The 19,986-nt window shown below is 28.5% G+C and carries 20 protein-coding genes and 1 pseudogene; 18 read left to right on the forward strand and 3 right to left on the reverse strand.

What is annotated here, in order from left to right; translation table 11 throughout:
• From ACIQ56_RS05325 to ACIQ56_RS05335, 3 genes are all read right to left on the reverse strand, one after another.
• Positions 1 to 1,489 (reverse strand): hypothetical protein (locus ACIQ56_RS05325; RefSeq protein WP_397600036.1); only part of this gene is annotated, 1,489 nt, incomplete at its 3' end.
• Positions 1,452 to 1,886, reverse strand: a complete 435-nt coding sequence (locus ACIQ56_RS05330; RefSeq protein WP_397600037.1) for a hypothetical protein — start codon at positions 1,884 to 1,886, stop codon at positions 1,452 to 1,454. The genes ACIQ56_RS05325 and ACIQ56_RS05330, both read right to left, overlap by 38 nt.
• Positions 1,887 to 1,914: 28 nt before the next feature.
• On the reverse strand, positions 1,915 to 2,091 hold the full coding sequence (locus ACIQ56_RS05335) for a hypothetical protein (protein WP_397600038.1): 177 nt from the start codon (positions 2,089 to 2,091) through the stop codon (positions 1,915 to 1,917).
• Positions 2,092 to 3,045: 954 nt separating this feature from the next.
• Between ACIQ56_RS05335 and ACIQ56_RS05340 the strand changes: the two genes are divergently transcribed.
• The 18 genes and pseudogenes from ACIQ56_RS05340 to ACIQ56_RS05425 all read left to right on the forward strand — a co-directional run bounded on the left by ACIQ56_RS05340 (position 3,046) and on the right by ACIQ56_RS05425 (position 19,813).
• Positions 3,046 to 4,032, forward strand: coding sequence for an SDR family oxidoreductase (locus tag ACIQ56_RS05340; protein WP_397600054.1), 987 nt, complete (start codon positions 3,046 to 3,048; stop codon positions 4,030 to 4,032).
• Between the two features lie 22 nt (positions 4,033 to 4,054).
• A complete protein-coding gene (locus ACIQ56_RS05345; RefSeq protein ID WP_397600039.1) occupies positions 4,055 to 5,044 on the forward strand; it encodes an NAD-dependent epimerase/dehydratase family protein in 990 nt (329 codons plus the stop codon).
• A gap of 65 nt (positions 5,045 to 5,109) precedes the next feature.
• A complete protein-coding gene (locus ACIQ56_RS05350) occupies positions 5,110 to 6,720 on the forward strand; it encodes a hypothetical protein (RefSeq protein ID WP_397600040.1) in 1,611 nt (536 codons plus the stop codon).
• On the forward strand, positions 6,713 to 7,519 hold the full coding sequence (locus tag ACIQ56_RS05355) for a transketolase (protein ID WP_397600041.1): 807 nt from the start codon (positions 6,713 to 6,715) through the stop codon (positions 7,517 to 7,519). Before ACIQ56_RS05350 ends, ACIQ56_RS05355 begins: the two co-directional genes overlap by 8 nt.
• Before the next feature lie 12 nt (positions 7,520 to 7,531).
• Positions 7,532 to 8,446, forward strand: coding sequence for a transketolase family protein (locus ACIQ56_RS05360; RefSeq protein ID WP_397600042.1), 915 nt, complete (start codon positions 7,532 to 7,534; stop codon positions 8,444 to 8,446).
• Positions 8,447 to 8,462: 16 nt separating this feature from the next.
• The gene (locus ACIQ56_RS05365; protein WP_397600043.1) at positions 8,463 to 9,254 is read left to right on the forward strand and encodes a sporadic carbohydrate cluster 2OG-Fe(II) oxygenase; all 792 of its coding nucleotides are present in this window, start codon (positions 8,463 to 8,465) and stop codon (positions 9,252 to 9,254) included.
• 2 nt (positions 9,255 to 9,256) lie between these two features.
• Positions 9,257 to 9,628, forward strand: a pseudogene (locus ACIQ56_RS05370) (LIC12192 family sporadic carbohydrate cluster protein); the annotation flags it as partial.
• A 108-nt stretch (positions 9,629 to 9,736) separates the two neighbouring features.
• Entirely contained in the window at positions 9,737 to 10,336 is a 600-nt protein-coding gene (locus tag ACIQ56_RS05375; RefSeq protein WP_397600055.1) for a class I SAM-dependent methyltransferase, read from the forward strand.
• 17 nt (positions 10,337 to 10,353) lie between these two features.
• The gene (locus ACIQ56_RS05380) at positions 10,354 to 11,454 is read left to right on the forward strand and encodes an acyltransferase family protein (RefSeq protein WP_397600044.1); all 1,101 of its coding nucleotides are present in this window, start codon (positions 10,354 to 10,356) and stop codon (positions 11,452 to 11,454) included.
• Positions 11,455 to 11,526: 72 nt separating this feature from the next.
• On the forward strand, positions 11,527 to 11,829 hold the full coding sequence (locus ACIQ56_RS05385) for a hypothetical protein (RefSeq protein WP_397600045.1): 303 nt from the start codon (positions 11,527 to 11,529) through the stop codon (positions 11,827 to 11,829).
• Entirely contained in the window at positions 11,826 to 12,359 is a 534-nt protein-coding gene (locus ACIQ56_RS05390; protein WP_397600046.1) for a WbuC family cupin fold metalloprotein, read from the forward strand. Before ACIQ56_RS05385 ends, ACIQ56_RS05390 begins: the two co-directional genes overlap by 4 nt.
• Positions 12,352 to 13,563, forward strand: a complete 1,212-nt coding sequence (locus tag ACIQ56_RS05395) for a methyltransferase domain-containing protein (protein ID WP_397600047.1) — start codon at positions 12,352 to 12,354, stop codon at positions 13,561 to 13,563. Before ACIQ56_RS05390 ends, ACIQ56_RS05395 begins: the two co-directional genes overlap by 8 nt.
• Positions 13,563 to 14,150 (forward strand): SDR family oxidoreductase, encoded by a 588-nt coding sequence (locus ACIQ56_RS05400; protein ID WP_397600048.1) that lies wholly within the window; start codon positions 13,563 to 13,565, stop codon positions 14,148 to 14,150. The genes ACIQ56_RS05395 and ACIQ56_RS05400 overlap by 1 nt, the downstream gene beginning before the upstream one ends.
• Before the next feature lie 167 nt (positions 14,151 to 14,317).
• The gene (locus tag ACIQ56_RS05405) at positions 14,318 to 15,463 is read left to right on the forward strand and encodes a hypothetical protein (protein WP_397600049.1); all 1,146 of its coding nucleotides are present in this window, start codon (positions 14,318 to 14,320) and stop codon (positions 15,461 to 15,463) included.
• Positions 15,464 to 15,479: 16 nt separating this feature from the next.
• Positions 15,480 to 16,895 carry a PfkB family carbohydrate kinase gene (locus ACIQ56_RS05410; protein WP_397600050.1) on the forward strand — a complete coding sequence of 472 codons (1,416 nt, stop codon included), beginning with the start codon at positions 15,480 to 15,482 and terminating at the stop codon, positions 16,893 to 16,895.
• A 4-nt stretch (positions 16,896 to 16,899) separates the two neighbouring features.
• Complete coding sequence (locus ACIQ56_RS05415) at positions 16,900 to 17,595, forward strand: nucleotidyltransferase family protein (protein WP_397600051.1); 696 nt, start codon at positions 16,900 to 16,902, stop codon at positions 17,593 to 17,595.
• An 81-nt stretch (positions 17,596 to 17,676) separates the two neighbouring features.
• Entirely contained in the window at positions 17,677 to 18,951 is a 1,275-nt protein-coding gene (locus ACIQ56_RS05420; RefSeq protein ID WP_397600052.1) for a TIGR04372 family glycosyltransferase, read from the forward strand.
• A gap of 241 nt (positions 18,952 to 19,192) precedes the next feature.
• Positions 19,193 to 19,813, forward strand: coding sequence for an SIS domain-containing protein (locus ACIQ56_RS05425; protein WP_397600053.1), 621 nt, complete (start codon positions 19,193 to 19,195; stop codon positions 19,811 to 19,813).
• Positions 19,814 to 19,986 lie beyond the last annotated feature (173 nt).

Raw genomic sequence — 19,986 nt, forward strand, 5'->3', positions numbered from 1 at the left:
TCATACAATCACCTTTAATAGCTCCAATAAATCCATGAATTGGCATTAAATAATTTGGAGTATTTGGAGTATTTGGAACTTGTGATTCTGTGTAATTAACATTTAATAAACCAGATGATTTATTATAAGTCATTGAAGTAACACGAACTTGGGTAATGTCAGATAAACCATCTAAAGTTGGAAAGTTTTTTGTATCAGGAGAAATTTTAAATAAACGGTAATTATCTCTTGTTATTAAAGAACCAATATATTTATCAGAAACAATTCCCATGCTAAAATAGGAGTCCGCAGAAGCTTTCGTTAATGGATTATCTAAGGAATTGATATTCACTCGTCCTGCTTGATAATTATCAGTACTGACAGATATTGTTTTACCTGATTTATCCATATAAGTAATTTTTGCTCCAATATCTAATTTTTGTCCTGATAAATTCGTTTTGAAAAAAAGTGCTTTTAAATCCGAATTCACACTTGTACCATCAATACATTTTGAATATTTGTTAGCTTTAAATTCTATGGTATTGATATCAGTGCTAATTCCACCATTAACGACTTGAACTTGTGTTGCTGCTATAATCTCATCCAATGAAAAAGAAATCGTTCTTCCATTTTCATCCGTTGCACTAAAAGTAGGAACTAGTGGAATATTATGAGCACCATTCCCGTAAATTTCTTTTTTATTGCATGGTGTATCAATCTGAATACTTGCTGAACTCACGTTATATTGTGTTAAATTTAAAATATTATTCGAGATAGATTTAAAACTTATTTTGGATACGACCTTTTTAATATCATTTCCATCCATAAAAGAAATTTCAAAGTAATAATCTTTTTGATCAATTTTATTACCACCCATTGGATTAAAAATAACTTTAAAGGTACAAGAATCCCCTGCATCTAATTCTTTTGCACAGGTAGTTCCGCCATTTGATAATGGTTTTATAAAAGAGGGTAAAATAATATTTGCTGCTTTTGCAGTACCATTATTTTTAATAGTATAAATGCGCTCAGTGCTTTTATTCGCACTTGATAATAAAATATCAGGTATATTACTAATACTAACATCTGATTTTCCAATAGTCATATAAGAAATAGGAACAATAACTGTATTTGGTTTTTGTTTATTATTTTGGTCTAAATCATCATAAGTAATCAATAAGTTTTTTATACCATTTATAACTGCAGTAGAGGCAAAACTTATATCTATATTACAAGTACTTCCTGGTTGTAATGAGTCTGAACATTTTGAAATGGAAACTAAGGGAGCTTCTAATTTTGATATTTTTAAACCTGTAACTTCTTCTTCACCCATATTTTTAATTGTTAATGTCCTTTTTATTTCTTCTGTTAAAGATGTTTTTAACTGATCAACAGAAGGGATGAAAAGATTTACGGAACCCTTTGATAAATAGTTAATATCAAAAGAAAGTAAAACATTTTTATTATCAATATCATTTGTGTAGCTTAATGAAATGCTTTTTTTTTCCACTTATTACTTTTTTTGGTGAAAAAATAATTTTTAGTTCGCATGTTTCATTATTATTTAGGACTTTATTTTTACAAGTATTGGCATCATTTGAGTTTGATAAAGAAATTGGTTCTTTATCTAACTCACTAAAAACAATATGGCTTGCAGATTTAGAACCTTCGTTTTTAATTAATATCGTATACTCTTTACTTGTTCCAGATAAAGCCATAATTTGAGGAACAGGAATGATTACTTTTAAACTTGCTTGATTTTCATTTGGATTTTGTGCGCTTGCATTTGAATTAGCAGAATCGGAAGAAGATGATGAAGAACCGCTTTTGCTACAAGAGTTAATTAACATTATGGAGAATAAAAAGAAAAACATCGATATAATTATTATATTTTTTTTAACTACCATATTTGTTACCTCTCAAATTTTTCATTACTTATTCACACTCTATAGGTAAAGGAATAACTATTTCGTCTAAAATATTATTAGAATTTTTTTCAGTCATATTTGATGGACCTTTGCTGTCACAAGATATTAAAAAAATTGGAATGATTAATAACAAAAGAGATCTTATTATTTTATTTATCCATAATTTATTTAATAATATCGACATATTTCATCCCTTATTTATTTCAAAAACTTAATATAAATCGGAAATTAATATAAAAAATAAATGAAATTATTTGTTTTTATGATTTTATTTTTATTTATAGTGAGATCAGTCAAAATATATCAATGAAATTAAACATATATAAAAGTAATGATTTCTCGTTTTTTCGCATAAATAAATATTATGCACTAGTTTAGATACTATTCATGAAAGACATTTGAACTTATTCAAAGCAAACTAAATTTATGCTACTTTAACTTTTTTAGATTATGAAATTTGAATGGATTTAATAATTACATGAGTTAGATCATTACATTGTTCACTGCTAGATTGAATAATATCATAAATTTCATCATATAATTTAAAAATAGATAGTTTATTTATATAAAAACTCTTATTAAATTTGTATACTTAAACAAATTTTATCAAATTTTGTTTTCTTAAGATTAAAATATTTTTAAAACAAGATGATACCATATCAATTCTTTTTTTTAAAGAAACTTGGGGAACTTATTTTAGATATTTTAGATATTCAATTAATATTGCAATAAACTTGAATCGTTGGGAAAACTTTAAAAATTAAGAAAATTATCGTAACAGATAAATTCCTGAGCTATGATACGCCGTTAATAAAATTCGCCCCAATCAAAAGACACATAACAAACAAAAGTGGAAATATAAGAGAAGAAAATTCGCACAGCACCCTCAGAAAACAAAAGAAAGGCTTGCAGTTCTTCAAGCTTTTCATAAGTCAGCAATTGAGATGCAGCGAAGCGTATTATAAAATTATACAGAATCGTTTTGATATTTGAAATAAAATCTTAAATAAGATAATCTTGACTTATCTTAAAGACAAAAAAATGTCTAAACTGTTTTTATTTACTGCTTTTTACGCAAGCATTTGACAATTCTTAAAATTTTACACATTATCATAAATAATTTTATCTTGGAGTCATGATGAAAGCTATTGTAACAGGTGGAGCTGGTTTTATTGGAAGCCATTTGGTTGATCAACTTCTAAAAAATAATTTTAAAGTAACAGTAATAGATAATTTGTCTACAGGTCGCTTAGAGAATATATCACATATCATAGATAAAATACGTTTTATTGAATGCGATATTTCTAATTATGAAAATCTGAGTGAAGAATTTGAAAATGCAGACTACGTATTTCACATTGCTGCATTAGCAGATATTGTTCCAAGCATCCAAAATCCTGTATCCTATTATGAAGCTAATGCTCACGGAACTTTTCGCATATTAGAAGCATCAAAAAATCTAAATTTAAAAAAGTTTATCTATGTTGCCTCATCGTCTTGTTACGGTATTCCTAGCAACTATCCAACGAATGAAACTTCCGAGATAAGTCCACAATACCCATACGCACTTACAAAGCGTATGGGAGAAGAACTTGTTATGCATTGGGGACAAGTTTATAAAATACCTGTAATTTCATTTCGTTTATTTAATGTTTACGGAACAAGATCGAGAACATCAGGAACATATGGAGCTGTATTTGGAGTTTTTCTTGCGCAAAAACTGGCAGGACATCCATTAACTGTTGTAGGAGATGGAAACCAAACAAGAGATTTTACTTATGTATCAGACGTCACAAATGCACTATTTACTGGAGCAATGAGTGCATTTTCAAATGAAATATACAATGTGGGAAGCGGCCAAACAGTTTCTGTTAATCGTCTTGTCGAACTTTTAGAATGCGAAAAAATTTATATACCCAAAAGGCCTGGTGAACCAGATTGCACATTTGCAGACATCTCAAAAATTAAAAAAGATTTAAATTGGACACCTAAAGTTACTATTGAAAATGGTGTTCATGAAATTCTTAAGAATATTGATTATTGGCAAAATGCACCTGTTTGGACCCAGAAATCTATTGAGATTGCTACAAAAGATTGGTTTAAATTTTTAGGATCTCAAAATTAAATTTAAAGGAAGATAATTAGTTATGAAGTCAATTCATAAAATATTTATTACTGGTGGCGCTGGTTATGTTGGCTCAATGCTAGTGCCACGTTTATTAAAAGAAGGTTACGAAATAACCGTATTTGATTTAATGATTTATGGAGAAGATGTCATTCAAGATCATAAAAATCTCCATAAAATAAAAGGAGATATTCGTGATTTAAAATTACTTAATAATATCATTCCTGGTCATGATGCGGTAATTCATCTAGCATGTATTTCAAATGATCCCAGTTTTGAATTAAATCCGGAATTAGGAAAATCAATAAATTTAGATGCATTTGAACCTTTGGTTCAAATAAGTAAGAAATCAAATATATCTAGATTTATATATGCATCATCATCTTCTGTTTATGGTGTTAAAAAGGAAAAAGATGTTCATGAAGGAATGGATTTAGAGCCACTAACAGATTATTCAAAATTCAAAGCTGATTGCGAAAACATACTATCAAAATATCAGTCTGATAATTTTACTTCCGTAACAATTCGACCTGCAACGGTGTGTGGTTATTCTCCTAGACAGCGTCTCGATGTTGTTGTAAATATTTTAACAAATTTAGCATATCATAAAAGAGAAATTAGTGTTTTTGGTGGTGATCAATTACGACCAAATATTCATATATCAGACATGGTTGAAGCGTATGTCTTAATGCTGAAAGCACCAAAAGAAATCATTGCTGGTGAGATCTTCAATGTTGGAACTGAAAATCAAACTGTGAGAGAAATTGCGCAAACAGTAAAAAATATTATTGGAGAAGATGTTAAGTTAATAGAGTCTTTATCAAATGACAATCGCTCATACCATATTTCTTCTAAAAAAATTGCGGAGAAATTAAATTTTACTCCAAAGCATACAGTGGCACAAGCTGTGGAAGAATTAAAAGAAGCATTTGATAAAGGACTTTTAAAAGATTCATTAAACAATGAAAATTATTTTAATATTAAACGAATGCAAAATATCAATTTAGGATGAATTTCTTATAAAAAATACACATAAATCATTAATTAAAGTTATAAAAATTTTGGAAAACCAATACAATGATAATTGGAATTGATCTTGATAATACAATTATTAATTATGAATATGCTTTTAAAGAAGGGTTAAAATACTTAAATATCAATTTACCAGAAAATTTAAAATCTAAAAATGAAATTAGAAATTTTTTAAGAAGTTTAAATGATGGTGAATTTCATTGGCAAAAGTTGCAAGGAATTGTATATGGAAAACTATTAAATAATTATGGTAGACTTTATAATGGAGTTTCTCGATTCATATGGAGGTCGTTTTTTGCTGGATTTAAAATAAAAATAATCAGTCATAAAACTGAGTTCGGGCATTTTGATGAAGATAAAATTCCTTTGCGGGAAGCTGCTCTAAAATTTTTAGAAAATAATTCCTTATTTCCAAATAAGACAGTTGAACAAGTCGTTTTTAAAGACACATTTCAAGAAAAAATAGATGAAATTAAAAAATCATCGTGCACCGTTTTCATTGATGATCTTGTTGAAGTGATTACAAATATTTCACCTTTTATACCCCAATCATATTTATTCTCTAGTGAAAATTTTGGTTTAAATTTTGAATCAAAAAACTGGAGCCAGCTAGACTCTGAAATTAATGGATCTTGGAAAATTTCTGAGATTATCAAAATAACCGAAGACTTTATAGGTGAATCACCTATAAATGTTGAGCAAATTAAAAACGGCGGGAATAGCGGCGTCTATAAGCTAAATTTTAAACACAAAAAAAGCTTGATATTAAAAATTTATTCTGTTGAAGGAAACCGGAATAGTTTAAATACAGAATTCAATTCGTTAAAATTCTTACAAGATTTAGGAATCCATAATATCCCCAATCCTGTATTGAAAAACGAAGCTCTTGGAATAGCATTCTATAACTGTATTGAGGGTATTAAAATTACGGAATATTCCGAACATGATATTGATTCTTGTATAAAATTTATTCACAGAATAAACCACTTGAAAAACAAATTCAATGTAAATACGAATTATATATCTAATGCTTCTGATGCTTGCTTTAGTGCCATAGAAATTGAAAAACATATCGAAAAAAGACTAAGTTTATTTATATCTCCAAAGAATAATAATTTAAAATTAAATTTATTTTTAAATAATGAATATAATCCTATTTGGAAGAAAATTTTATCTTATATAAAATTAAATTGGAATTCATCCATAGATTTTAATGATGATATATCTCAAGATGATAAAATTTTAAGTCCATCTGATTTCGGATTTCATAATGCATTAAAAAATAATAAAAATGTTATTTATTTTTTAGATTTTGAATATTTTGGATGGGATGACCCGTTAAAATTAGCATGCGATTTTTATATTCATCCAGGTATGAATTTAAATAAGCATCTTGGAATGTATTGGATTAAGAATTTTTTTAAAAATTTTAATCAAAGTCATTTCAAAAGATTTCAATTGATTAAATTTTTATATTGGATGACCTGGCCACTAATTACCTTAAATGATTTCCGAGATGATGTTTGGTTACGTAGACGTTTATCATTAAATTATCAGGTAAATAGGCAAGATATATTAACATTTCAGCTAAACAAATCAAGAAATTTGTTAATACAGATTAACGAAACATTTAAAGAGGAAATTGAAAATGCTTGAACTTGATGAACGTTCAAAATATTTAAGAAAAATTGTTGTTGATACTTTGGCTGTAGAAAAAAGGGGGCATATTGGTTCTACATTATCTTTAATAGAAATAATGAGAGTATTATTTGATTCTTTTTTATCCTATAAAGCAGAAAATCCCCGTTGGGAAAATCGGGATCGTTTCATTTTAAGTAAAGGGCATGGTTGTTTAGCATTATATGCGATACTAGCTGATAAAGGTTTTTTCCCTAAAGAAACATTATTAGATTTTTGTAGACCTCATTCACATTTTGGGGGACATCCAGAGAGAAATCTTGATTTAGGAATTGAAGCAACTACTGGTGCATTAGGACATGGTTTTTCCATGGCAGTTGGGATGGCAATAGGTGCTAAATTAAAAAAACAAGATCATCATGTCGTAGTTGTTATGGGTGATGGCGAGATCAATGAAGGATCTGTCTGGGAAGCAGCAATGAGTGCTTCAAAACATAAATTAACAAAATTAATAGCTATGATCGATTATAATAAAATTCAATCCTATGGACCAACAAAAGAAGTATTAGATTTAGAGCCTCTAGTTGATAAATGGAAAAGTTTTGGCTTTGAAGTTTTAGAAGTTGATGGACATAATATTAAAGAAATGGAATATCATTTAAATAAAACAATTAAAGACCATAATAAACCAACCGTTTTTATTTGTCACACAATAAAAGGAAAAGGTTTTAATTTTGCCGAAAATAATCCTACATGGCATCATAAATCAGGATTAAAACAAGATCAAATTGATGCTATGTATGAATGCTTAAAATAACAGGAAATTTCTATGAGAAAAACAGCTCTTGATTGTGTATATGAATTAGCAAAAAAAGATCCTCGGGTACTTTTTATCGGTTCTGATTTAGGTCCAGAAGTCTTAATTGAAATGAAAAAAGAAATTCCGGATCGTTTTTTTATGGAAGGAGTTTCTGAGCAACATATTGTTGGCATGGCTGCTGGATTAGCAATGGAAGGATTTATTCCTTATGTTAATACGATTGCTACTTTTTTAACACGGCGCTGTTATGAGCAAATTGTTTTAGATCTTTGTTTACAAGATTTACCCGTTAGACTCATCGCAAATGGAGGTGGAGCCGTATATGCTCCTCTTGGTCCTACCCATTTAGCTGTAGAAGATATTGCAATAATGCGTTTATTGCCAAATATGGGTGTCGTTTCTGTCTGCGACTCATTAGAAATGAAACGACTTATGCAAGCGTCATTAAATTGGCCACATCCTTTATATATCCGTTTAGCTAAAGGTGGGGATGAAATCATTAGCTCTGAAAATGACAAATTTCAAATTGGTAAAGCAATTTTGATGAAAAATCCTGGAGAGTGTTTATTTGTTTCAACAGGAGTCATGACTCAAATCGCACTAAAAGCAGCAAGCGAATTAGAAAAAGAAAATATCCTATGCGGTGTGCTACATATGCATACGATCAAACCTCTTGATAAAGAAACACTACTAGAACTCTTTCCTAAAGTAACTAAAATTGTTACTGTTGAAGAGCATTTTAAAAATGGGGGCCTTGGTAGTTCCATTTTAGAATTCTGCAACGATGAAATGCCAGATCAGTGCATTAAAATAAAAAGGATTGGTATAGAAGATAAATTTGCTGATCAATACGGAAGCCAAAATAGTTTACTAGAAAATTGGGGTATTTCAACTCAGCATCTATGCGCTGCAATGCGTAATTAAATAGAAGGTATTAATAATGTTTTATAATGAATCTGAAAAAATAATAACAGAAGAATTTTTGAAAAAAGGTTACATTATAAAACCAGGTGATAAAGAAACTCTAATACAAATTCGTGATTTCTATATCAAATTAATATGCGAACATTTAAATATAAATATTCCTGAAAATCCAGAAAATTTATTAAATCATATTCACGAAAAAATTAAAATCGAGGAATTAAATTCATTTCGTTTAAAAATGATACGTGGAGTTAATTCTATTCAAAATTTTCGTGAACTCTATTTTAATTCGGCTCGTCAGTATTTGGAAATGCTAGTAGGAAATGAACTTGCAATGCAATTGCGAGTTAACTTAAGTATACAATTACCTAATGATACAAGCTCGTTATTACCTGTACATGCTGATACTTGGTCTGGCGATTCTCCGTTTGAAGTTGTCGTATGGATTCCTCTTGTCGATTGTTTTGGAACAAAAGCAATGTATATTTTACCTCCAGAAAAATCCAAAATATTAAACGATAATTTTGTTACTTTAGCAGGAAAAGACAGTGAATCTTTATATCATTCAATTGAAAAAGATGTTGAGTGGCTTGATGTTAAATTTGGAGAAATTTTAATTTTTGATCAGGCATTACCCCATGGAAATAGAGTAAATTTAGAAAATCAAACAAGATGGTCTATGAATTGTCGGTTTAAAGGCGCTTTCACACCCTATTGGGATAAAAAAATTGGTGAGTTTTTTGAGCCAATCACATTACGTGCTGCTTCACAATTAGGCCTAAACTACAAACACCCAAGAGTAAAGTGACTATGAAAAAAAATTTAAGAGGATATATATTTAGTCGTCCTTTCATGACTGAGCGAGCACCCCAACATGTTCAAAATATCGTAATTCGAGATTACTGCGAACGAAATAATTTTAATTATTTATTAAGTGCGACAGAGTATATAATGGATGAGTGTTTTCTCATTTTAAATCAAGTATTAAATGAATTAAATGAAATTGATGGTATTGTTGCATATAGCTTATTTCAACTTCCAAATGAATATTCTAAAAGAAAAATTATATATTCAAAAATCATTTCTCAAGAAAAATCCATTCATTTTGCTGTAGAAGGTTTACATATTAATTCTGAAGAAGATATTGAAAAAATTGAAACGATATGGAATTTAAAAAAAGTTTTTTACAGTGATCATTCAAATTTATTAAATGAAAAAAATAAAAATGGACAATTGAAAAATTTTATCACACCTTTACATTTACAAACAAAGCGTGATTATTTAGCCAGAATGAACGATGACAAAGTTTATTGTATGTCAATTGCAAAAAGATTTGATCAAGAATATTGGGATGGAGATCGGCGTTTTGGTTATGGAGGATATAAATACATACCTGGACGTTGGAAACCTGTAGCTAATGCTTTAATAGAGACTTATAATTTAAAAGCTGGTTCAAAAGTTTTAGATGTAGGTTGCGGAAAAGGTTTTTTACTTTACGAAATGCTTTTAATTGAACCAGGTTTAGAAATAAAAGGTTTTGATATTTCTGAGTATGGTTTACAATGCGCTCCAACAGAAATTAAAAATAATTTATTTACGTTTAATGCAAAAGACCCTTACCCTTTCAAGAACAATGAATTTGATTTGGTCATTTCTTTAGGAACACTCCATAACTTAAATTATAGCGGAGTTAAAAATGCGCTTAGAGAAATGGAAAGAGTTTCAAAGTCCTCTTTCCTAATGGTAGAAAGCTATCGAAATGAATTAGAATTATTTAACTTACAATGCTGGGCATTAACATGCGAAACATTTTTAGAAAACACCCAGTGGTTAGCACTTTTTGAAGATGTTGGATTTAACGGAGATTATGAATTTATTTATTTTTCCTGATAAAAGAGGCATGAATAATGATTTATTCTATACAGATTCTTCGAGCATTTGCAGCCTGGGCTGTTGCCATGTTACATTTTGTCCAAATTTATGGGAGTTCAGGTAACTATTTTCAACCAATTCCAAAAGCATTTAATGGTTTTGGTGCAGGAGGGGTTGATTTATTTTTTGTTATAAGTGGTTTTGTCATGTTTGTAACAACAAGGGAAAAACCTTACTCTCCTTTTGAATTTATTTCAAATAGGATTGCAAGAATTGCACCCGCTTACTATTTTGTCACTGTAGTAGCTATTTTTGTGGTTTATATAGATAAAAACTTTTTTTTAAGTAGGTGGATGGGAACTCCTTTATTAGATTTTCAGTTTATATTAAAAAGTCTTCTATTTATACCGACTCCAAATCCTCCAAGTGGTCTGTATATGCCATTTTTTACGCTTGGATGGACATTAAATTATGAAATGTTTTTTTATATATTATTTACAATTAGTTTGTTTTTTAAGAAAAATCATCAATTTTTTGTAACTAGTTTATTAATGATATCTATATATTTATTATGCTCAAATTATGCTTCAGGTAGCTTAACATATTATGGAAAGAATATAATATTTGAATTTTTATTAGGTATTTTCATTGGTTCATTATATATAAATAATAAGTATAAGTTACCTTTTTCTATTGGAATTTGTATATTTCTAGGCTCTTTCCTTTTTGTAATTTTAAGGGGCTCTAAAGTAGCGAATGATTTATTTTCTGATGGGATACCAGCTGCTTTGATGGTATTTTCTTCTTTATCACTAAGTGAAAATTTGAAAAAATTCAAATATTTGAATTTTTTCTCGCATTTAGGCGATATTTCTTATTCCACATACTTACTTCATCCATTTATTTTTTGCTTAATTTATAAAATATTTTTATTATTTAATAATACAAGAATGAATTTTTTAATTGCTTTTATAGTTTCTATTATATTACTTTATTTTACATCACTTTTAAGTTACTATATTATTGAAAAAAATTCGAGTATTTTTTTAAAACATGTTTTTAATTCTTTGAAAATAAAAATAACAATTTCTTTTCAACCACTAATTGATAATTATAAAAAAAGGTTAACAAAATGAATCATTTATACCTACTGTTAATTAATATTAGTTCAATTAGAATTTATTTAATTAATCGTGAAAGGTAAATATATGACAATATGTAGGCTTTGTGAAACGAGTGAAGTTGAATCTATTATTAATTTTGGTGAGCAGCCAATTGATGATTTAATGAAAAAATATGTAATAAAACTTCCTATTTCGGAGAGAAAACTTAAAAATCATATCGAAGAAGATAAGAATAAAAAAATATCCATTTATGGTTGTGGCACAAATACAGAAAATGAAAAGATGATTATTCAATCTAAAAATATTTCAAAATTTAAAAATGAAATATATTCAATTCTGCCAACAAGTAAATTACTACCTAATTATTGGAAAGATTTAATAACTTGAATAAAAATTTATTTAAGAAAATTTCTGAAGAAGTTTTCTACCCAAATCTATCTAGTTTTTATTTAACACTGAATGATATTTCTTTATTAAGTAAATACTCAGAATTATGTTTGAGAAAAAGAGCTAGAATTTGCACACATCAAAATAGTAATTCTATAATTCATGAAATGTTTATTGTTCATCCTAGAGATGCATATGTCAGACCTCATAAACATGTTAATAAATCTGAATCTATGTTAGTTTTACAAGGCGAAGTAGATTTCATAATATTTGATAATAATGGTAAAATAGTTGAAAAAAAAACCATGGGTGATTTTATATCAGGAAAACCTTTTTATCATAATATGAGCGAACCTTTATACCACTCTTTAAATATTAAAACTGAAATTTTGGTTTTTTTAGAAATTACAAATGGACCATTTGATCCTAAGTTAACAGAATTTGCTGATTGGGCACCACTTAATACAGAAGAAACAAAAGTTAAAACTTTCCAAAAGATGCTAATTGATTTTGAGGTTAAAAATGAATAATCATTATATTAGGAATACTTGTCGTTTATGTAAATCAGAAAATTTAAAAATTATTTTAAACTTGACGCCTACAGCTCTTTGTGACGCTTATATTACCGAACAAAAAGAACAAGAAGTATATCCTCTCGATTTACAAAAATGTGAAGAATGTAATTTTGTTCAGATTAATTGCGTAGTAAACCCAGAAGTTATTTATAAAGATTATATATATGAAACAAAAAGTTCCTTTGGATTATCAGATCATTTTCAAAATTATGCTACTGAAGTATTAAATAAATTAAATTTCTCAAAGAATTCTTCAGTGCTTGACATAGGAAGCAATGATGGAACTTTGCTTTATCATTTTAAAAAAAATGGAATGAAAACTCTTGGCATAGAGCCAGCTTCAATTACTGCTAAAGTAGCAAATGAAAATGGAATTGAAACCATTTGCGATTTTTTTAATCTTGAGCTTCAAAAATCTTTAGAAATTAAATATGGCAAGTTTGATCTCATTACTATAAATAATTTATTTGCTAATATAGACGATTTAGATTCTATCATAACAGGTATAAATAATCTCCTAACTAAAAACGGAGTTTTTATAATTGAGTCCTCATATTTATTTGATATGATAGATAATATGGTTTTTGATTTCATTTATCATGAACATCTTTCCTATTTTTCATTATTACCTTTAAAAAAATTCTTTGATAAATTTGATTTTCACCTTATTGATATTCAACATGTTGAAACTAAAGGTGGTTCAATGAGATATTATTGGGCAAGAAAGGACTCGAATTGGAGTGTTAACGAAAATGTAAATTATTGGTTTAATTTTGAATTTAATAAATTAAATGATAAAGACTATTTTTCAAGCTTTGCATTAAGGATTGAAAAAGAAAAAAATGATTTGTTGCAAGAATTAAAAAAATACGAGGGTCGTAAAATTATTGGTTTTGGAGCAAGCGCAACATCGACAACATTTATTTATCATTTTGAATTAGGTAACAAATTATCTAATCTAGTAGATGAAAATCCAGGAAAATTTAATACATTAAGTCCAGGCTACCATATACCTGTATATGAATTTAAAAATACGAATGAAAAATCAGATGAAGTAGCAATTATATTAGCTTGGAGATATTACAAACAAATTATACCAAAGATAAAAGGAAAATATTATAAAATAATAACTCCTCTCCCCCAATTAGAGACTGAATAATGCATATTATTTTTGGAGGAAGCCGCGGTATTGGAAAAGCAATTGCTAAAAAATTTATATTTCATAATCGCAATGTTTTAGTTATTTCTAGAACCAAACCAAGTGCTCTTAATTGCGAACACTTTAAATATGATTTTTCAGCTCGCAATCAAGAGCTTCCTAAAATTAAAGAAATTGAGTCTATTGTTTTCTGCCAAAAAAACAGAGACTCTATGGAAAATGATGAAGAAATTAATTTTTCTGTTTTGTCAATTTTAAATATTTTAAGAGAATTAAAAGAAAATTTTTTGAAAAATTCATTGATATTACTAATGGGATCAGGTGCATCTGAGTTTATTGTTGATGAACAGCCAGCATTATACCACATTTCAAAAGGATCTATTATACAATTAACAAAATACCTATCCATAAAACTTGGTAATTTAGGTGTAAGAGCTAATTGTATCATTCCTGGAACTGTTCTTAAAGATGAAAATAAAGATTTTTATATAAATAATAAAGAGCTCCAAGAAATGTATAAAAAATTAATCCCAAGAGGGGAAATTGTTTCTTCTGAAGAAATAGCAGAAGTAGCCTTTTTTTTTTAACCTCTAATCTATCAAGTTGTATAACAGTGCAATCTATTTATGTTGAAGCAGGAGTATCAAATATAGGTCAGGAAACAATAGCTAGAAGAATACTTGGATTAGAACACCCTTCTTCCAATTTATATGATAATATAATTTGAGAACAATTTTATAAAAGGTAACAATTAATGAAAACGTCTTTTGTGGAATATTATAAATCTAGAGAAATATCTCCTGTTGATCAAGATATTAGTGAATTAAAATTGCATTATTCAAGAAGAGAATCTCTTTATATTCAGTTAGGTATTACAAAAAATAACATTTTTGAAAAAGATGTGATTGAATTTGGTCCTGGAAGTGGACACAATTCAATCTATACTGCATTTTTTAAGCCCAAAAAATATATACTTGTAGATGGAAATATCTATGGTTTAAAAAAATCGAGTAATTTATTAAATAGTTATTACTTGAATAATAAATTTGAATTTATTGAATGTTTAATTGAAAATTATCATAACATTGATAGTCTGAAATATTCTTTAGTTTTATGCGAAGGAGTTTTACCATTTCAATCCAATCCAAAAAAAATATTAAGTGATACCTCGCGTTTTGTAGATGAAGGTGGAATTTTTGTTATCACAACATCCTGTAGCGTAAGTTACTTTACTGAGTATTTAAGGCGTGTTTATTTTCGTTTAGTTACAAAAGATCTATTAGATATAGAAGAAAAAGAAAATTTCGTATATAATGAAATTGACTCACATTTAAACACCTTAATAGGAAGAAGCCGTTCCACTAAAGACTGGATTCAAGATAGTTTTCAGCCATTCAATCAAAGACCATCGTTATCTATTTCAGATGCTCTTGAAGTTCTTGAAGAAGAATTTATGTTACTTGGATCATCTCCTACAATTTTAGCAGATAATCGCTGGTATAAGTCCATTCCGTTTGGTAAAACGAGAAACGAATTAATGAAAGAGCAATATTTAAAAAATATCCATAATTTTATTGACATTAAAAATTCATTTCCTGAAATCGATATAAATACAGGAAAAAAAATTATAGATATAACCTCTAAAATTGAGAAACTATCTTGGAAGTATGAATTAGACTTCTGTTATGATGATCTGAATAAAGAACTCATCTTTGAATTACAAAATTTAAATGAAATTCTTATGGCAATTAATTTAGAAAATACAGTAATATCAATAAATGAATTTATAAATTTTTTGAAAACAGGAATCCCATCTTTTCAAAAATTTAAAGAGTTTTGGGGTAAAGGTCAACAGTATTTGAGTTTTGTAAAAAATAATCAATTTATTTTAAATAACTAGGTGATGAATTAATTTTATGAAAAATCTAGTATTTGTTTCAGGCCATTTTAATGTTATTCACACAGGTCATATTCGTTTGCTGCGCTTTGCAAAGGAATGTGGTGATAAATTAATTGTTGCCGTTGAGAGCGATCGTATCGCTAAAAATGCAGCATATGTTCCAGAACTCCTCCGCCTAGAAGGAGTACAAACCAACTCAATTGTAGATGAAGCTTTTTTAATAGATGAGTCCATAGAAGACGTTATTGCAAGAATTCAACCAAGTATTGTAGTAAAAGGAAAAGAACACGAATCTAAATTCAATCCTGAATTAAAAGCTCTAGAAGAATATGGTGGAAAATTAATTTTTAGTTCTGGTGAAACTTTCTTTACATCAGCTGATGTCTTTCAAAAAGAATTTTCTTCGACTACAAAATTATTTAATTTGCCTGAAGATTATATGAAAAGACATGAAATTCAAAAAGAAAGACTTTTAGATTTAATAGATAATTTCAAAAAAATAAAAGCATGTGTTTTAGGCGATTTAATAGTTGACGAATATATATCGTGCCAGCCCTTAGGCATGTCACAAGAAGATCCTACGATTGTAGTAAAACCAATAGATTCAAAAAAATTTATTGGAGGTGCTGGTATTGTTGCTGCTCATGGGGCGGGTTTAGGTGCTAATATTGATTTTTTAAGTGTAGCGGGTAATGATTTAATTCACAATTTTGCACTTCATAAATTAAACGATTTCAATGTAAATTCAAATATATTGTATGATGAAAATCGACCTACAACATTAAAACAACGCTATCGCTCTAAAGGAAAAAGCTTATTACGCGTTAGCCATTTACACCAAGAAGCTATAGACGCTAATTTGCAAATAAAGTTTTTGGAGACTTTGGAACAAAAAATACAACAATATAATTTGCTTATTTTTTCTGATTTTAATTATGGTTGTTTACCTCAAAATTTAGTCGACTCAATTATAAAATTAGCAAAACAAAATAATATAATGATGGTAGCAGATAGCCAATCTTCATCTCAAATTGGTGATATTAGTCGTTTTTTAGGGATGGATTTAATCACACCAACTGAAAGAGAAGCAAGAATTTCAACTCGAAATAAAGAAGATGGACTTGTCATTCTTGCAGATCAATTAATGAAAATTTCTCAATCAAAAAATATTTTATTAAAATTAGGAGAGGACGGTCTTTTAATTCATACTGGTCAAAATACTTGGACTACAGATAGAATTGATGCTCTTAATCCAATACCAAAAGATGTTGCAGGAGCAGGTGATTCCATGCTTATTGCAAGCGCGCTTACTATGGTTGCGGGTGGAAATATTTGGGAATCCGCATTAATTGGTGCTATTGCCGCAGGAATTCAAGTTTCAAGAGTTGGAAATATTCCTTTAACATCTGAAGAAATAATTAAGGAAATTTAATATAATGAAAGCAATGCTTTTAGCAGCAGGGTATGGAACAAGACTTCGTCCCTTGACAGATAAAACTCCTAAATGTCTGCTTCCAATAAAAGGGAAACCTTTATTACAAATTTGGGTAGATAACTTAATTGAAGCTGGCATTAAAAATATTTTAATTAATACTCATTATTTAAGTGATCAGGTTAATGAGTTTTTCGAAAAAAATGATTACAGCAAATATGTTTCTTTAGTTTATGAAAAAGAACTATTAGGTACAGCTGGTACATTAATTAAAAATATAGATTTTTTTGAAAATGATGAGGGATTTTTAATTCATAGTGATAATTTTTGTCTTGAAAATTTATCTTCTTTTATCAATTCACACTTAAATCGCCCCAAAGAATCAATAATGACAATGATGACTTTTAGAACAAATACTCCTGAGCAGTGTGGAATAGTAGAGCTAAATGAACACTCGTTAGTTATAAATTTTCATGAAAAAAAATTAAATTCTCCTGGAAACTTAGCAAATGGCGCTATTTACTTAATGTCAAAAGAATTTTTAACAGATTTAAAAAGAAATCATTTTAACAAAAATGATTTTAGCTGTGAAATATTAAATCAATATTTAGGGAAAATTTATTCCTTTGAAACAAGAAAAATATTTATTGATATTGGAAATATAATTAATTATAATTACGTGAATAATATTAACTTTTAAAGAATAATATTATTAAAAATAAATAATTAAATTCTTGCAATAACTCAAATTTTAATTAGCATTAATGAATAAGGATTATATGTGGTGGATTTAAAATTTTTTATTGACCGTCATTTAAGTGAAATTCGAGCTCGTGGTATTAAAGAATTACTCAGAAAATCATACAGAGGTCTAATACTTCTTTTTCTATTTATCTTATTAGCCCCGGTATTATTATTTATTCGACTCATACGACCTTGGTTCCTAGTGCGATGGTTAGCTTTAACAAGCAATAGAATAGGTCATTTAGCAGAAGACACTGAACGTTATCTTTGTAAACGAGAATTTGGTTTAGATAATCCTAAAAGAAAACATATTGATCTTTTTTTTATGTCTTCAGAAATAATTTGCAATAAGCAGCTTGCAATCATGTGGAAAAGAGTTTTACCAATTATTCCTTTCTGGATATTATCGCCATTGAATCGACTCAATTTGTTATTACCAGGAGGAAATATTCACAAAATTAATCCTTATACTCATGGCTATCGAGATATTCACAATTTATTCGAAAAAACAAAACCTCATTTAAAATTTACAGAAGAAGAAGAATTAAAAGGAATTGATCTGTTGAAACAGCTTGGAATAACTCCAACAGATTTATTTGTTTGTATATTAGTTCGTGACGACGCTTATTTGCCTGGAGAATCTTGGTCGTATCATAATTATAGAAATTCAAATATTCATAATTTTATGCTTGCCGCTGAAGAATTAGCAAATCTTGGTTATTTTGTATTACGCATGGGAGCTAAAGTTAAAGAGAAAATGATATCAACTCATCCTAAAATTATTGACTATGCAAATCACAGTATCAGAAGCGAATTTATGGATATTTATTTAGGGGCAAAATGTTATTTTGCAATTTCAACAGGAGCTGGATGGGACTCTATTCCGTTAATATTTAGAAAACCAATTGTATATGTAAACTTGTGCCCTATTGGACATTTATCTACTACTCAAAGAAATTTTATAAACCTGACAAAACACCATGTCCTCAAAAGCTCACAAAAAAAACTTACTCTTTCTGAAATTTTTTCTCATGATCTTGCTAATTGTTTAACATCAAAACAGTACGAATCAAAAGATATTGAACTTATAGAAAATACACCTGAAGAAATAAGAGATGCTGCTATTGAAATGCACGAGCGCCTTAATGGAACATGGGTTGAACAAAGTAATGATGAAATGCTCCAAAAGAAATTTTGGGAAATTTATCCAGTCGATGCAACGGATGAAAATGGAATAAGATTACATGGCAATATTCTTTCACGATACAGCACATTATTTTTACGTAACAATCAAGATTGGCTAGAAAGGTAAAGTATTTTTCAACCAATTTAGAAAAAAATCCAAAAATTTATTTTCAATCGAATTTCTCCAATGAATTTTTTTTAGTAAAAACAGCATTTTTTCTTAAATAATGTATAATATCATAAATTCCTGTCGTCATTTTGATTGCTTCGACAAGATTTCAATTAAACCTTTCACGGAATCAACTTTTGATTTATCTGTGGAGCAACAAAATAGTTTTCTATTTATTAGTTTAAGTTTGGAGGTTAATATGGAAAAAGAAGATCCAAGAGAAAAAAATATTATATTTAATACATTATCACCAAAAGATTACCTCTCAGAATACCTCAATATGTTAACGTCTAATTTAATAGAATTGGATGCAAATAGGCTTTCTGATTTTATTAATGCACTCGTCAATCTTGCAAAAAATGAAAAAAAGATATTTGTTGCTGGAAATGGTGGTTCAGCTTCTATTGCTGATCACCTTTGCTGTGATTTTACAAAAGGAGTTTTCGTTGATAAATTTAATAGAATAAAAACTCAATCATTAAATTCAAACCAGGCTCTTTTTACAGCTATTGCAAATGATTTTGGTTACCAGCATACATTTTCTAAACAACTAAAAATGCTTGCAAGTGAAGGTGATGGGATTATTCTAATTTCTTCATCTGGAAACAGTGAAAATGTTTGTAATGCTGCTATTACTGCTAAAGAACTAGGACTTACCTCTTTCTCATTAATCGGTTTTTCTGGCGGAAGATTGCCGTCATTAACTGATTATTCAATACATATTCCAGTAGACAATTATGGAGTTGTTGAGGATTCTCATCAAATTCTAATGCATATTATTTCGCAATATATAAAAACTCAAAATCTACTAGCCAATTAAAAAATTTTCATATTCATATGTGTTCTCCCAATAAGTGATTTTTACAGAGCATGATCCTCCCCTAAGAAAGTAGACACCCAGATCCGAAAAAAACTTATAGGAAAGAGGTGTTGAAATGGTGTTAACCAAAAGAAGGTATACAAGCGAATTCAAGCAAGGGGCGATTGAGCTTA

Origin of the sequence: Silvanigrella sp. (assembly GCF_044369315.1) — a bacterium.
Lineage (GTDB): Bacteria > Bdellovibrionota_B > Oligoflexia > Silvanigrellales > Silvanigrellaceae > Silvanigrella.